The sequence below is a fragment of the Marinobacter sp. EVN1 genome (assembly GCF_000475375.1).
Lineage (GTDB): Bacteria > Pseudomonadota > Gammaproteobacteria > Pseudomonadales > Oleiphilaceae > Marinobacter > Marinobacter nauticus.
In genome coordinates, this window is record NZ_AXCB01000010.1 from 1 (window position 1) to 13734 (window position 13734).

The window sequence follows — 13734 nt, forward strand, 5'->3', positions numbered from 1 at the left end:
CGAACTTGTTCGGTGGGGGTAAGTGCGTTCAGCACTGACCCCCTGTAGGCACATCCCGCCCCGCCGGGATTGCCGGAAGGTTTGGGGGGAGCCGCGTAACAAAAATCGGCCCCAGCCGATTTAAGGCACCCCAGTGCCTGGTTGTTGCGTGGGGGGCTTGCCCCGGCGCGTCGGGCAGTGAGCTTGCGAACGATAGGCCCGACAACCCGCTTTCGGGGACGACGTTCAGGAGTCGCCCCAAAACGAAGGATTACCGGGACGGGTTCCCTGCCTGATCGGAACGAACAGGAAAGGGCCGGTAAGCCGCAGTGGCGGGGCCAAGGTAGCCATGTTGCACAGCGTCAGCGGCACATGGAAACCGCAGCCCGCAAAGCGGGTTGTCGGGCGTAGCCAGACGCGCCCCTGCAACCGAAACGAAGCGTCCAGCGTAGTGAAGGGCGCAGCCCACAAAGTGGGCGAAGTAGCCGAATGGCGCGGCGTCCAGCCGTGACAGTAGGCCAAAGGTCGCCACCGGCGACCGCAACGCTTCACACCGGCTATTTGTTCCGGTTCCTCGCTCCGCACCTATGCGCGAGGAATAGGTTACAAATAACGGTGTGAACAGGCAAGCATTTTTCTGATCGGAAAATGAGTCAAGGGGTTGGTGCGGCCCGCAGCCGCGACAGCGGCGAGGACACGGCCCCTTGACGCATTTGGAGATCACCACAGCCTTTGACCGGAGGGGCATGACAAGGCGAAGCCGCCGCTCATGCTCCCGAGGATCAAACACGGCTGTTTGCGGGGAAGTACAGAAGGGGCAGCGCCCCTTTTGGGACAACCGAAGCGAAGCGTAGGGCGTCAGATAGAGAGCTTATCTCGCCTCTGGCGAGGCATTATTGGGTGACTGCTTGCAGGCACCCTGCTTAACTGATTTTTATATAACTGACTGGTGAATTAAGGGTGGACACTTAATTGAGTTATCTACAGACACTTAATTTTCATGTCAGAAAGGCTTATCCACAGATGCGCCCAATTCTCACCGCTTTAGGCTTTGGACACCTTCCTCAAGGCGAAAAAAAAGAGCCTGGAAGGCTCTTTTTGGTCGATTCTGATGGAATACCCCATTACCCCATAGGGTTGGCCAGGGCTAGGCCATGCGCCGCCCTGAAAGCTGCTTGTCGGCTTCCTCAAAACACTTGTCTCGGCTCCAGTCCGGGTTGGCCTGCTTTAGCTCCCCCGCCCTGACCATCTGCTGCTTTCGATACTCGAAGTCATCCCGTGACTGCCTGTTAGTTGTCTGCGGTTTTGGCTTGGGCTTGCGCTTATCATTCACTTGAGACGCCATCCCTCCCATGAACAACCCAAACCTGGCTCTTCCTGTCCGGGTATTCTGTCCCTTTTCCGTTTCGGCATCCTGCTCCCATTGGCGCTGTTTTTTCTTCAGCCGCTTACTAGCTTTGTCCCGCTCGTACTTCAACATACTCCCAAGACCAAACACCGCAAACAGATGCCTGGATATCGCCTTTACGGCGGCCAGCCCCTTCCAGGTGCCGTCCTCTTTCAGTTGGCGGGGTTGCGACACGGTAACAAGGCCTGCGGCCTTGAGATCGTGTAAAGCACGTTCAACACGCTTTAGATTCATGCCGGTATGCCTGGCGATCAGATCAACCGTCAGATTCACAAATCCGTCTTTCGTGGGGATGCCAACGCGAAGACTGGCCACATCAGTAAATTTCAGAAGTGCAGCCATCAGGCAGATACAGGCTTCCCTGCGCTCACTGCGTTGCTGACGCTCACTGCCATTAGCCAGGTCTAAGGATGGTATGACTTTACGCGGTCGATAGTAGTAATCCTTCAAACGCTCCATGCAAAGCGTCAGAACTCGTGGGATGCCGCCTTTCCCTTTTTTGGCTGGATCAGCAAGAGTGAAACGAGGGCTGGCCGGGTCGTGGCCACAGAAGTTCCCCCCTAAAGCGTTCTCTCTCGGTATGTAGGCATGTGCTGCCAATGTCTTCCCCTGTTTTCATCACAGGGAAGCCCCCTCATCAAAACACCGCTATTTGATGCCTCAAAAATAGGCAACACGAGTTGCGGCTTGATGGGTTCTCGCGTATATTTAGAGGACTGCGAGGGCTTCCCAAAGCCTGAGTGTCGGGTGCTGACCTGATCGCCAAATCTTCCAGCATCTCCGAATTTATAGCCCGGCCTTGTGCCGGGTTTTTCATTTCTAATCAGTCAAATCTGATTGTGACCTCTTTAAAGCCAATATCTTGTGCATCCTGAAGCGCACCGTTCAGACGCTTGTAAATCTTGGTTTCGTCATCCCTGGCTCTGGTGATCTGCTCCTGTCCGCCACTGGCTTTATCAAAGACCATAATCCAGCGGTCACTTTCCATAGGAGCCGGATGCACCTTTGCGGATAGCAATAAGCCTTCCTGGAACAGCTTTCTTAAAAGCCTGATTTCCACGCTGCCCCCTTCTGGCAAAATCTAAAAACAGCGACAAAAGTACACTACTATCAGAACAAAGATCAACAGATGTACCCCAAAAAGTTAGCACTCTCTTTTTTTGGTACCAAAAATATACCGTTTTAGTGCTTGTTAATTTAGTACCGTTAATGTATAAAACTGGTACTAAATTGATACCAAAACAGCACCACAACGGTACAGGAGTAGCACCAATGATCGTACTTATAGGAAGTCAAAAGGGCGGTTGCGGAAAATCCACCACAGCCGTGAATATTTGCGCAGAACTCGCCAGAAATGGCCGGGATGTCGTCCTGGTTGATGCAGATCGTCAATGCACTGCGGCAAACTGGGCAATGGATCGCTCTGGCAATGAAAAGCTGCCAACCGTTCATTGCGTTCAAAAATACGAGAACATCCGGGAAACTCTTCTCGATCTCGATAAGCGCTATGAATACGTGATTGTCGATGCGGCTGGCCGTGACAGTCGCGAACTGCGCACAGGCATGACCGCCGCCAATGTCCTGCTGGTTCCGTTTCGGCCATCACAGCCTGACCTGGACACCCTGCCTAACCTTCAGGAAATCATCACCCAAGCCAAAGACCTGAACCCTGATCTTGTTGTCTATGGCTTAATCACGATGGCACCAACCAACCCGGTAGTGCATGAAGCAGAAGAAGCCCGCGAATACCTCCAGGACTACCCGGAGATTCAGCTTCTTAGCGCCATAATCCGTGACCGCAAGGTTTACCGTGACGCCATGAGCGAAGGGTTAGGCGTGGTTGAAATGGACAACCCAAAGGCCGCTGAAGAGGTGCGGGAGCTAATGCGGGAGGTGTTTCAATGGTAAAGCGTAGGGAGCCACAAGCCACGACCAACGCAAAGCGGGAGCCGACACCGGAACAGATAGAAGCCTTTGCAGCCGCCGCCGACGGCGGCTCACCCGCGAAAAAGCCAACCCCTAAAGCAGACCTCGACCCCAACGCAAACAGGGACTACAAGGCCATTCGCGTTCCATTCAATGAATACGAGTTCACCAAACTGGAAGAACTGGCCACCAAAACAGGGAGAACCAAGCTAAACGTCATCCGATGGGCCATTCTTAAATTGGCGGAAGAGGTACAAGAAGGGCACTAAAACAGCACCAATAAGGAGCCTTTTTGGTACTAAAAAGGCTCCGATTTAATGCCGAATTCCTCACTCCCTCCACTCACTCCCAAGCAGCCCCTGTTGGTCTACTCGATCAGTCCCGCCGGTCTTGTGTGGCGAACCTAGCCAAACCACGCCCCAGCGCAAGGGCCGCTGCGCTGTAAACCCCTTGCCCTGGTTCGTGCTCCGGCTGGCCGGTTGCCACGACCGACGCGACCGACCGAGCAGCCCAACCACAAAATCTCACCACATCATAAGAAAGGTCGATCAAATCCCCACCACCAGATACCATAAGAACATTTTTGTAACTAACTATCTTGGAAGTTTTTATGGCACGCGCTCCGATCCCTCGCTATGGGATAGCCGAGTGGTTCGGCAATGACATAACCACCATGACACCAGACGAGCGGCAACGCTTTGGCCAGCTCGCAGCAGCTCAAGACCAGACAGGTGATATTTCCAATGCCCCCCTGTGCCCGTTTCTATCCACGCTTGTACCTGGCGCTCGATGCAACAAAGCCAGCGGAGTTTGCAGCATTCGCCGCTTCTCTCCAGGGCCAGAGGGAGCGGGAACTCCCGTACCTGGTGACAAGATCGTAACCGTTTGCCCATCCCGATTCCTCCAGCCGTTAGACGGTGGAAAAAGCCTCTTCGTATGGATTTCCGAAAAGATGCTGGAGGCGGACAACCCGACCGTAGTTAAAGAAACGCCTTTTCTCCGCAAAGTATCCGATTCAACGGCCGACGATAACGGCGACGATGAAGGCGAGGGCAAAAAGGCAGGTCGAATTGACTGGATTCTGGTTAATCCAACAACTATGGATGCCGGCGAGCTTGAGTGGTGTGCGGTAGAGACTCAGGCACTATATTTCTCCGGTGATAAGATGCGACCAGAGTTCGACGCATACGCAGCGGCTCCATCTTCAGTCTTGTTCCCGGTCGGCCGTCGCCGGCCAGACTACCGCAGCAGCGGCCCAAAACGCCTTTCCCCACAATTGGATGTGAAGGTACCGGTACTGAGAAACTGGGGAAAAAAGGTTGTCGTGGTGATTGATAGATACTTTTACGACAACATGAACTCGCTTGCTGATGCCTACCCAAGAGCCAGAAATGATCAAGAAAGGAGGGATAACTCAGACGTGGTATGGTTCATCGTTGATTACGACAATGCACTAAATATGACAGCCAGCGCGGTCATATTCACCACGCTGGAAAGCTCTCGACGTGCATTAAATGCGACCGAACCACTGAGCAAAGCCGACTTTACCCGCAATCTGAAACAAGTCATTGATGACAGTTCGCGGGCCAATAAGGTTTTCAAGGCTTCAGAATAAGCAGTTCGTGAATAATTGCGTGGTGAGTGTTCTTCATCGGCACAAGCTCAATTCTGAACCCATGACGTTCTGCCATTGCGCGCACCTCTGGAGCATCGTCGTAGGTCATCATCACGGAGCCTTTAACGCTTGCCATGAGGGCGAATAATCCTTCGTGGTCAATTTCGTTGTGAGTGTAGAGCCTGGAGCCAGCTTTTTTTCCACCTGCTGTATAAGGTGGGTCGATAAAAAAGAAGGCTTCAGGGTCATCAGCAAACCGACTCACAACCTCGAAGGCGTCACCTTGCTCAAAATCGATCTGATCTTTCATGCTACGCAACACCTCGATCCGCTTTGCCAGCGTATCGGGATACCAACGGGATTTCAGCCCTTTACCTGCCTCTCCCTCTTTAACCAGTCCAGCCCCGGCAGCCATGATGCCGCCACGTTGCATACGATTCTTAATGACTGTACGGAAAGCTCTGTTTTTAGCTGAACGCGGTTTGCTTTCCAAGATCGCCCGGACGTTATCCAGAGTCACATCGAAAGTAGTTATCTTCCTGGATAGATCGGTCACGTCATTATCCGAACCATGAAAAATGGTTTCCCATACTGCTGCCACGTCATCGTCAAGCTCGCACAGAAAAACCCTATCAACCAATCCCTCCGCCGCCATACTCAAACCAGCAATAGCGCCTCCTGCGAATGGCTCTACAAATACAGACGGCTTTTGACGCGATGCTTTTAGCCACTGCCTAACTTCCGGAACAAGCCAAGTTTTCCCCCCCGGATAACGAAATGGACTCAAATGCCTCACCTGAGCCACGTTAGTGGGCTTAGATTTAGCATGTAACTGCTCAACCAAAGAGGTTAGAGCTTCCGCTTTATCTGGGTTTACAAAGTGTGATTTAAGAGAGTCTAGTGCAGGACGGCACCTCTCATGCACCAAAACGGTTGAACGGGTTATGCCTTCAGCCTTCAATCGCTCTATTCTCCGGCTCTGTCTTTGGGTTGCTGTCGCGTCCATTTTTTGCCTTATATTTCTATGTTGTATCCGTGAATGCTCACGGCATTTTAGGCAACAGAACCGTACTCGTCAAACCGTGAATGCTCACGGATATAATTTTTTGGATCGTACTATCCAAAACCAAAAAACCACCGTTTTCTGAACATCGCCACAGATAGCCCGAATCCGACGGGAAAGCCCACCTCAGAACGATAAGAAAACCGTTCAAAAATCAACGTACAGAAAAGGCACCTTTCTTGCTCGTTTCTCTTGCCTTTTGTATGTATTGTATGTATCATACATACATACAATACATACAGGAGATATAGCAATGACTGAACAGCACGCCTCATATGCCGCCAAAGTTAAGCCTGAAATCCGTGACCGCATCATTGCGACCGCCAACGCCCTTGTCTCGGAAGGCATTGATACCCCCACCAATGACCAGGTGCGCGAACGCATGGGCGGCGGCTCCCTGTCCCACATTTCCCCAGTTATGCGGGAGTGGAGGGAGTCACGAAAGGCCGAAGTTGTGGCCGCGCTTGATATGCCCGCAGACCTCAAGAAAGCCGTTGAAACATCACTGGGGCAGCTTTGGGGGATGGCCAGCAAACTGGCCACGGCATCGGTTGAGAACTTCAGGCAGGAAGCAGAGGCCGCAGTTGCTGACGCTACCGCAGAACGTGATGAAGCCTTGAACGAAATCCAGCGCCTTGAAAAACACCTGGCAGAGCTGACCAAAGCCCTGGAAGAAAAGGGGCAGGAAGTTAACCAGGTACGCTCCGCACTCGACCAGGAACACAACATTAACGCCCAATTGAAAGCTGATACCGCAGCACTTCAGGCTCGAATTGAAGACCGGGACACGCAAATAGAAGGCCTTAAAGCTGACCTGAAAGAGGCCCGCGACGACAACCGGAAGCTGCAAGGGGAGTTAATCGAAATAGCCCGTAAAGCCAAGGAGTAACACGGATGGATATAGCGAACTCTACAAGCATCGGCAAACACTGGGCGGCTATTCGTAACGGTGTTGCAGTAGCCGTCATCCCCATGACGGTTCCCAAGGACGTGGACTTTGAAGAATACCGGCGCCGGGCCTTATCTACGCTGGAACTACTGGGCGAAGTGAAAACCGGGGAAGTCCTGGACGACTACGGCCAGCGCTGCTTTGTGAAACGGCCCAATCATGCTAACCGAAGCACCACACCTAAACCGCTTACTGTATTCCCAATTTTTCAGCCCTCAGACGTTTATCAGGCAGGTGGGGCAATATGATTATTGGCTATGCGCGGGTTTCAACCACAGACCAAGACACAGCCCTACAGCTTGATTCACTGAATATGGCCGGTTGTGAGCGGGTATATCAGGAAGCCTTTTCCGGCGCATCCAGGGAGCGCCCTGAGCTTCTACGGTGCCTCGATGCCCTCAGAGAAGGGGATACCTTAACCGTGTGGCGGCTGGATCGACTGGGGCGAAGCCTGAAAGACCTGGTGGCCATCATTTCAGACCTGGAAGCCAAAGGCGTAGGGTTTCGATCGGTCACTGAAGCCATCGACACGACAACAGCCGGTGGAAAGCTGATTTTCCATATCTTTGCGGCTCTGGCTGAGTTTGAACGGTCGCTAATTCAGGAACGCACCAAGGCGGGCATTCAGGCGGCCAGAGCGCGAGGCCGCAAGGGCGGCAGGCCTCCCAAGCTCAGCCCGACTCAAGCCAAGAAAGCGCGGGCAATGCTGCTCGATCCGAGCATCACGAAAACCGAAGTAGCAAAACATTTCAACGTAACCAGAGCCACGTTAAACAAAGCATTGGAGGATATTAGCCCGTGAAAATACCGCTGGATGACTTAACAAAAGCTGACTTTGAAACCGGTTCAAGACTGCTTAAAAAAGCTGCTCGCCGAGGGGAAATAAGCCCTGATGACTGCGCTTATATGGCAACGTCGATTTTGGCTCTATTAATGAAAAATCCGGCCTTATCTTCCACTACACGCCAACGGCTAGATGAGGTCATTGGAATCTTAATGGGATTTGAGGAGCACGAACCCGCATGAAAACTGTTATCGCTATTCTGGCTGTTTTCCTGTTCATCATGGGGTACCGAATTTATGTAATTCTCCGTGACGGCCCACCCAGCCGAACAACGCCTAAAAGGGCTTCAGACGATGAAAATGTTATTAATGACCCCGGCATGTTTTGGCACCCATTAAACCGCTTCCATGACGACTGAAGCCGCTTGAACGGTGCAAACTGGCGCAGCCTGTTTGCATTGGGCAAGTGGCCTGCCTGGGTTTCAGGGCGCGGCATAGAGCGGCCCTGTTATTGGTCACAGAAAGCCACGCCTGGTTACTCTGCTGTGTGACCACTCTTGTTCGCAATCCGGATTAACTGCCTACGCATCGAGGGCGGCAAATTGCCCATCGGACGACTGGCCAAAGCCTTGGTTTGTTCGGCGGTGTACACCCTGAGATTTTTAACACTCGGCAACCCTGCAACGAAGTCTGCAAGGCTCGCGGTATCGCTGGAAAGCTGCCCGCTTTCCTCCAGCTTTCGCACCTCCGCCAACATTTCTTCAATGTCTTTTTGGCGCTTACTCTTGAACTCTATGACTGACATTGGCTATCCTCATATCTCAACAAAGCCACGCGGTTGGCCTTGTTCCAACAACCAGGGGCGCGATAGTTGAACCTGGTTAAAGACCCGCCGATAAGGCGGGTCTAAAATCAATTCCCGCCTTTTGATCCAACTCCCGCACCTGCACCGATCTCTGTTGTTGAACCAGTCGCTGTTGTGCTCGCTTTGCCTTTGGTTAGCGCCGTTGATTTTGATTGCTCTGTCGATTCTGACTGCGCTATCTGTTGCCGTTCACTGGACAACATTGCTTTGGCCAGCTCGAAAGTATCAACCTGTGTCAGTGTGACACTCTTACCAAAGAACGTATTTCCTCCCAGTATCTGCATTCCACCAAGAGAAGCTGTTGAGGTGTTTGGGTCAACCATTAACCCGCCACACTGCCAGTCAACGGCATTGCTTTGGATGCCAAGCAGCGTTGGCAATCGACACCCCTTGCTGATCTCCGGCTGGGCGAACTCTTCAACATCAGGGTACGGCTCATAGCGGTTAGGGCCATACCTGGCGCTCGTGAAAGCATCCCTGACAACCTGCTGCAAATCCCCACCAACAAAGAGATTCTGCTTCCTGGTTGGTTCTCCATCTGCCGCAACGCTGAACCTCGTCAGTTCATTTATCACGGCCTCGCCCAACCTCGCGTAAAAGTAATAACACCGAACCGGAACGGCGGCACTATCCACCTTCCGGCCCACTGCATAGGAAAGCGATTTCATATCAGATATTTCACTCAAGCCATGCGCATCAATGGAGAATACCGGCTTCACATAGCCAAGGGACGGATCACTGAAAAAGGCATGAGTCGGGCCATCTTGAACCACTAGCCAGCCCTCGCCATGCCCAGGCCTTATGCTGGTTCTTGGTGGCATGTGCAAAGGGAACGCTGTTGGCACTGGCATCACATCACTGAAGAGCTGACACACTTCCAACATACGGCCAAAGTTGTTTTGCTGGACAAACTGCATTTTGCTCCAGTCGGTACTAACCTCCTTCTGCTCGGCTTCCCGTATCAATGGGATAAGCAGGGTTGAAAGTGGTACCTCTGAGGAAACCGCATAACTGGAAACCTCCGATTTGGAAAGGTCCAAAGCCTTCAGCTTCTCTCTTGTCTCTGCTTCGACTTTTGACTTTGACTGCTGCAATTTCAGCTCTTTCAGGCGCTCTAGCCGCTCTTCCTTCGTACTTCCCACACTCCTTCCGGCACTGTTATCTATCGTCGGATCGGCGGCGAACACAAAAGCAGGTAGAGCCACAGCAAGGCAAAGAATCACTCGCAAATTCATAATCACTGCCCCTTATCCAGGGCAGACTTCAGTTCTGCCAGTTCCTTGTCCATCTGTTCAAACTCAGCATCAAACCGGCTATCCCAGGTTTCAGCTTTCTTCTTCAGCGCCTCGATATCCGCCTTTTTCTTCGCCAACTCTTCCGCAGTCATTGGCTTATTTGATATGTCCCGGCTCATCTGCTCAAACTCAAGGTCAAACTGAGCCGCCTCGATCTGCTGCTTCACTTCAACCCGCTGTTGATCGGTTCTTACTTGCTGTTGGCCAGACAACGCAAAGTAAAGGATTAAGGCAGCCAACGGAGTGGCTGCCAGAATTGCACTTGCTACACCTTTCATTCTCAATTCCTCTGTAATGGCCATGCAAAGCATGGCCAGCTTACTCTAAAGCCTATTCGTAGCAGGCTTTAGCTTGCTTCAGGCTCAAATCATCTTTTATTGCATAGCTGTATTCCTGGCTACGAAGTAGTGCCATCGCCATTTCGTAATCCGGTTCAAACAGGCCTGTATCTTTCAGAACATCATCCATAACACCAGTAATGGGCACACCTACAGAAACACGGTGGCCAAGGTGACGAATAATCTTCATTACATTTTCCGGCTTTCTACCGTACTGTCCTGTGAACTGCTCAACCACGCCCATGACGTTGGGCAGGCTGTAATCTGTTGCCACGGTCAAATAAGCGTTGGTGTTTGCCAATGGCTCTGAGTCCAAGGCAAAGCGCATCATGGCATCACCAATCCCTTTAGCATTCATCGGCTCAGGTAGTGAAAACCCAAGCTCACTAAATGCAGCACGAGCCTTAGCGAAGTGCGCATAGGCTGAGAACAGCCGCTCAGCATCAAGCGTAACGGAGCCGGAAGAACGAACCGGAAGCATTGAAGCAACTGCTGCCTCCCATTTTTCTTCAGCCAATCTGGCAGCTTCCTGCACTTCGTTCTGCCCACTAATGAGGTTGGCATCTCGATCATGTTCAAGAGCCATCAGACCGCCTGAACACGCCAAAAGCACACCGGCAAACACACTTTTAATAACTAATTTCATGGATAAATCTCCTTTGATAATCAATAGGTTATTCATCCAACCCCTGTTTAACCGAGGTGCGTTATTTGAAATCTTCCATCGTTCTGAATCTGAACAATTTAAGGCTCTGTTCTGGGCTGTATTTGGTGTCGTTATCCGGCCAGAAACCTATGCCCTTTTCCTTCATCAATCGCAGAAATAACGCCTGCAAGCTATCCGCTTCCTGCTTGGTTGGGCAGAAATACCACACTCGCTGATACCGCCCTTTTTCAATGTTCTTCATGTGGGCCTTGATTATCGCCACATACCTGGCTGGGGTTTTCCTTGTGCGCTCGATCTCAATGGCCACCTTGTAAATGAGCTGTTTTTCCTTATGAACAGCTTCCCCAACGGCATCCGGGTAGTGCGCCCATCGCTTTGGATCGGCTTTCTTCAGCCCCTTCCCTGGCAACAGACGATCAGGTGTCCAGCTCTCGAAGTCCTCCACAACTTCACAGTGAAGGCGGCACTTCTGGGTATCCAGGGTATGAGCTATTGTCAGCGGTTTAACGCTACCTGGTGTGTGATACCGAAGGCTTACTGTCGCCACTTCTTCAGGGGTGAGACCGGTCATCACTCCCGTTGAGGTAATCCCCCAAAGGGGGATTGCCTTCATCCCCATGAATTTGACTTCATCTCTGACCAGCAACCCTTTTTTCTCCATCCTGGCCAGCACACTCCGGGCTGCTCGCTCCCCAATCGCCATCACATCGGACAAAATAGCGGTAGTGCTGTACACCTCATCCCGCAGAAAATCCAACACCCATTCTTCCTTGTCGGCGGCTCTTTTTGCCCGTTCTGCCGGATCGGCTATAAGGTGCTTATTCATCATCAAACCCCAAGTCCAGCGGGCTATTGGCCCGCTTGTATTCTTGATCTTCATCATCATCGTTCAGCGCCTGCATTGTGGCGCTATCGTCTTTTAGGGCATCCAGCAACAGATCCGGCACGTCCTCGCCACCATCAACAAACAAAACCTCTTCTACCTGCTGAATGCTCTCCGGTTCGCCTTCCGGCTCGGTTACTGGTTCCGGCTCGTCCTCGAGGGCGGCAAAAGCGGGAGCGGAAGCGACCGCAGCCGCCACAGGAGCGACGGCCGCCGCTTTTTTCTCCACCATGACCGGACTGGTTCCCATGAACCTGGGCAGCTCTTCACTAAAAAACACGGCCACCCTCTTAGGTAGGTTCATCATCATATTGGTATCCACCAGGAAGGTTTCGGATTGCCGGATAGTTCTGTCATCGTCCAGGATTTCAGACTGAGCCACGTTCCGCCCCACCTTTCTGATTTCTTCATCAACCAACTTGGTACCAGAACGGCGGGCCAACCATTCCGCGGTATCCGGGTCTTGCAGCTTGTAGATGATCTTCAGTGCTGTATTTTCGATGACCGAACCTACAACCGCGTCCGGGTCAAGATCAGCGGGAACGTCTCTCAGGTCTGCAAGCGACTGGTGAGCAATCAGGGCGTGCAGGCCTTTGTCTCTGGCCGCCCCAAAAATCTCCATTGCGGGCTTGCTTAGGTGGTACTTCAGCTCATCCAGGAATACACAAACTGACCGTTGTTTCTTCAGTCGGTCGCGCTTCTCACAAATCTGAGTCAGGCGGATCATTAACATCCGCTGGGCTTTGATGACTGGTGAGTTACGCATAGACCCAACCACGTACACCACGCCGCCTTGTTCAATGACCTTGGCGAAGTCCACGCCCACACCTGGCGCGTTGATGCTTTCCAGCTCTGCCATTTCTTCATAAGCCCCCCAGAAACCAGCGGCGGCCTGCACTTCTGGAAGCTCTGCCACTTCGCGGTACATATTGGCAAAACTGGGGTTGGCCTGTTCAGCCATCAGGGCCGCTACGGCCCGGGCGGCTTTTCGGTCATTCAGTCTGTAAAAGTCGGCATCCCCACCTTTTTCACCCAACGAGAAGGCGGCCAAAAACATTTCTTGCAGCTCCGCCCTGCTGGCTCCTGCCAGCGGGTTTATCTGTGCCGGCTGACCGTCTCGTAGGTCAATAAAGTGGTACGGCACCTCGCAGGTCTCGGCAGCTTTGTGGAGTGCGTGAGGTGCCCACTCGTCGTTCTTCGGATCAAGGACAAACACGGCCTCCCCTTCGTGTACCGCTTGAGTAAGCGCCATCTGAGCGGCCACACCTTTACCGGCTCCCGTTGTTCCTGCTAACTGAATGTGACTACTCGTCCATACCTCAAAGGGCACTCTGACCGGATTTCCCTCTTTATCCAGCCCCATCGTAATAAAACCCGGCTCGTAGTAATCCATCACGTCGAAAGGCTCTGGGGTTGTCGGCAGCAACTCCCGCACTGTTCTTACGTCTGTTTTTTTGTCTCGTTCCTGATCTGTTCGCCAGGTGATCCGCTCTTTCCACGCCACAATCTTGGGTTCCCATTCGCGGAAAAACCTATAACCCAGCCAGCCACCAACAACGAAACCAGCAAACCAAATCACCAAGAAATACCAGGCAATCGACACCGGCCCCAGCTTATCCTCCACCAACCAAGGCAACCCAAAGTGCAATACTGGCCCCGCGATCACAGCCAGCCCAAACGGCACCAAAAACAGCTCCCAGCTTTCTTGCTCTTCCAGGTAGCGAGCAACAGCAACGACGAAGAAAAAGCCAGCAATCAGACCGATAACCAGACCACCCGCTTTATACGCTTGCACCAACCATGTCAGGCCTTGTGCGAAATCTCTTACAAAGTCACCAGTCAATTTCTCAAACTCTCCTACGTTTCGGACGGCACACGGGGGAGCCGCCGAACTTGTTCGGTGGGGGTATCGCTGATAAGCGAATACCCCCTGTAGGCGCTTCCCGCATCAGCGGGATAGCCG

At 52.5% G+C, this 13734-nt stretch carries 17 protein-coding genes; 8 read left to right on the top strand and 9 right to left on the bottom strand.

Annotated features, from left to right (window positions below; genetic code table 11):
- Positions 1-1126 precede the first annotated feature (1126 nt).
- Together Q674_RS24480 and Q674_RS0120565 are read right to left on the bottom strand one after the other, a co-directional pair.
- A complete protein-coding gene (locus tag Q674_RS24480) occupies positions 1127-1846 on the bottom strand; it encodes a hypothetical protein (protein ID WP_023008043.1) in 720 nt (239 codons plus the stop codon).
- A 364-nt stretch (positions 1847-2210) separates the two neighbouring features.
- Positions 2211-2447 carry a hypothetical protein gene (locus tag Q674_RS0120565; RefSeq protein WP_031209744.1) on the bottom strand — a complete coding sequence of 79 codons (237 nt, stop codon included), beginning with the start codon at positions 2445-2447 and terminating at the stop codon, positions 2211-2213.
- A gap of 212 nt (positions 2448-2659) precedes the next feature.
- Between Q674_RS0120565 and Q674_RS24485 the strand changes: the two genes are divergently transcribed.
- From Q674_RS24485 to Q674_RS40655, 3 genes are all read left to right on the top strand, one after another.
- Entirely contained in the window at positions 2660-3295 is a 636-nt protein-coding gene (locus Q674_RS24485) for an AAA family ATPase (protein WP_023008045.1), read from the top strand.
- Complete coding sequence (locus tag Q674_RS24490) at positions 3289-3582, top strand: hypothetical protein (RefSeq protein ID WP_023008046.1); 294 nt, start codon at positions 3289-3291, stop codon at positions 3580-3582. Before Q674_RS24485 ends, Q674_RS24490 begins: the two co-directional genes overlap by 7 nt.
- A 341-nt stretch (positions 3583-3923) precedes the next feature.
- Positions 3924-4928, top strand: coding sequence for a NotI family restriction endonuclease (locus Q674_RS40655; RefSeq protein WP_081698911.1), 1005 nt, complete (start codon positions 3924-3926; stop codon positions 4926-4928).
- Here the strand turns inward: Q674_RS40655 and Q674_RS0120570 are convergent.
- Positions 4912-5889: a DNA adenine methylase gene (locus Q674_RS0120570; RefSeq protein WP_200865911.1), complete on the bottom strand. Its 978-nt coding sequence runs from the start codon at positions 5887-5889 to the stop codon at positions 4912-4914. The genes Q674_RS40655 and Q674_RS0120570 overlap by 17 nt on opposite strands.
- A 355-nt stretch (positions 5890-6244) precedes the next feature.
- Between Q674_RS0120570 and Q674_RS24500 the strand changes: the two genes are divergently transcribed.
- From Q674_RS24500 to Q674_RS24515, 5 genes are read left to right on the top strand one after another with little or no spacing between them, the layout of a single operon-like run.
- Positions 6245-6880, top strand: a complete 636-nt coding sequence (locus Q674_RS24500) for a DNA-binding protein (protein ID WP_023008049.1) — start codon at positions 6245-6247, stop codon at positions 6878-6880.
- Between the two features lie 5 nt (positions 6881-6885).
- On the top strand, positions 6886-7188 hold the full coding sequence (locus tag Q674_RS24505) for a hypothetical protein (RefSeq protein ID WP_023008050.1): 303 nt from the start codon (positions 6886-6888) through the stop codon (positions 7186-7188).
- Positions 7185-7742 (top strand): recombinase family protein, encoded by a 558-nt coding sequence (locus Q674_RS24510; RefSeq protein WP_023008051.1) that lies wholly within the window; start codon positions 7185-7187, stop codon positions 7740-7742. The genes Q674_RS24505 and Q674_RS24510 overlap by 4 nt, the downstream gene beginning before the upstream one ends.
- On the top strand, positions 7739-7966 hold the full coding sequence (locus tag Q674_RS41035) for a hypothetical protein (protein ID WP_152526051.1): 228 nt from the start codon (positions 7739-7741) through the stop codon (positions 7964-7966). The genes Q674_RS24510 and Q674_RS41035 overlap by 4 nt, the downstream gene beginning before the upstream one ends.
- Positions 7963-8142: a hypothetical protein gene (locus Q674_RS24515; RefSeq protein ID WP_023008052.1), complete on the top strand. Its 180-nt coding sequence runs from the start codon at positions 7963-7965 to the stop codon at positions 8140-8142. The genes Q674_RS41035 and Q674_RS24515 overlap by 4 nt, the downstream gene beginning before the upstream one ends.
- Before the next feature lie 116 nt (positions 8143-8258).
- On the opposite strand, the gene Q674_RS24520 is transcribed toward Q674_RS24515, so the two are convergent.
- The 6 genes from Q674_RS24520 to Q674_RS24545 all read right to left on the bottom strand — a co-directional run bounded on the left by Q674_RS24520 (position 8259) and on the right by Q674_RS24545 (position 13614).
- Positions 8259-8528, bottom strand: a complete 270-nt coding sequence (locus Q674_RS24520) for a hypothetical protein (protein WP_023008053.1) — start codon at positions 8526-8528, stop codon at positions 8259-8261.
- Between the two features lie 107 nt (positions 8529-8635).
- Complete coding sequence (locus Q674_RS24525) at positions 8636-9823, bottom strand: hypothetical protein (protein ID WP_023008054.1); 1188 nt, start codon at positions 9821-9823, stop codon at positions 8636-8638.
- Positions 9824-9825: 2 nt separating this feature from the next.
- A complete protein-coding gene (locus Q674_RS24530; RefSeq protein ID WP_023008055.1) occupies positions 9826-10161 on the bottom strand; it encodes a hypothetical protein in 336 nt (111 codons plus the stop codon).
- 52 nt (positions 10162-10213) lie between these two features.
- The gene (locus Q674_RS24535) at positions 10214-10867 is read right to left on the bottom strand and encodes a hypothetical protein (RefSeq protein WP_023008056.1); all 654 of its coding nucleotides are present in this window, start codon (positions 10865-10867) and stop codon (positions 10214-10216) included.
- Between the two features lie 61 nt (positions 10868-10928).
- A complete protein-coding gene (locus Q674_RS24540; RefSeq protein ID WP_152526052.1) occupies positions 10929-11774 on the bottom strand; it encodes a hypothetical protein in 846 nt (281 codons plus the stop codon).
- On the bottom strand, positions 11707-13614 hold the full coding sequence (locus Q674_RS24545; protein ID WP_152526053.1) for a type IV secretory system conjugative DNA transfer family protein: 1908 nt from the start codon (positions 13612-13614) through the stop codon (positions 11707-11709). The genes Q674_RS24540 and Q674_RS24545 overlap by 68 nt, the downstream gene beginning before the upstream one ends.
- Positions 13615-13734: the final 120 nt, after the last annotated feature.

Bases quoted from the DNA above. Each gene is read 5' to 3' on its own strand.
- Q674_RS24485 (WP_023008045.1), top strand. From the start codon at position 2,660: ATGATCGTACTTATAGGAAGTCAAAAGGGCGGTTGCGGAAAATCCACC.
- Q674_RS24530 (WP_023008055.1), bottom strand. From the start codon at position 10,161: ATGAAAGGTGTAGCAAGTGCAATTCTGGCAGCCACTCCGTTGGCTGCC.
- Q674_RS24525 (WP_023008054.1), bottom strand. From the start codon at position 9,823: ATGAATTTGCGAGTGATTCTTTGCCTTGCTGTGGCTCTACCTGCTTTT.
- Q674_RS24505 (WP_023008050.1), top strand. From the start codon at position 6,886: ATGGATATAGCGAACTCTACAAGCATCGGCAAACACTGGGCGGCTATT.
- Q674_RS24500 (WP_023008049.1), top strand. From the start codon at position 6,245: ATGACTGAACAGCACGCCTCATATGCCGCCAAAGTTAAGCCTGAAATC.
- Q674_RS24515 (WP_023008052.1), top strand. From the start codon at position 7,963: ATGAAAACTGTTATCGCTATTCTGGCTGTTTTCCTGTTCATCATGGGG.
- Q674_RS24540 (WP_152526052.1), bottom strand. From the start codon at position 11,774: ATGATGATGAAGATCAAGAATACAAGCGGGCCAATAGCCCGCTGGACT.
- Q674_RS24520 (WP_023008053.1), bottom strand. From the start codon at position 8,528: ATGTCAGTCATAGAGTTCAAGAGTAAGCGCCAAAAAGACATTGAAGAA.
- Q674_RS24490 (WP_023008046.1), top strand. From the start codon at position 3,289: ATGGTAAAGCGTAGGGAGCCACAAGCCACGACCAACGCAAAGCGGGAG.
- Q674_RS24510 (WP_023008051.1), top strand. From the start codon at position 7,185: ATGATTATTGGCTATGCGCGGGTTTCAACCACAGACCAAGACACAGCC.
- Q674_RS24480 (WP_023008043.1), bottom strand. From the start codon at position 1,846: ATGGAGCGTTTGAAGGATTACTACTATCGACCGCGTAAAGTCATACCA.
- Q674_RS40655 (WP_081698911.1), top strand. From the start codon at position 3,924: ATGGCACGCGCTCCGATCCCTCGCTATGGGATAGCCGAGTGGTTCGGC.
- Q674_RS24535 (WP_023008056.1), bottom strand. From the start codon at position 10,867: ATGAAATTAGTTATTAAAAGTGTGTTTGCCGGTGTGCTTTTGGCGTGT.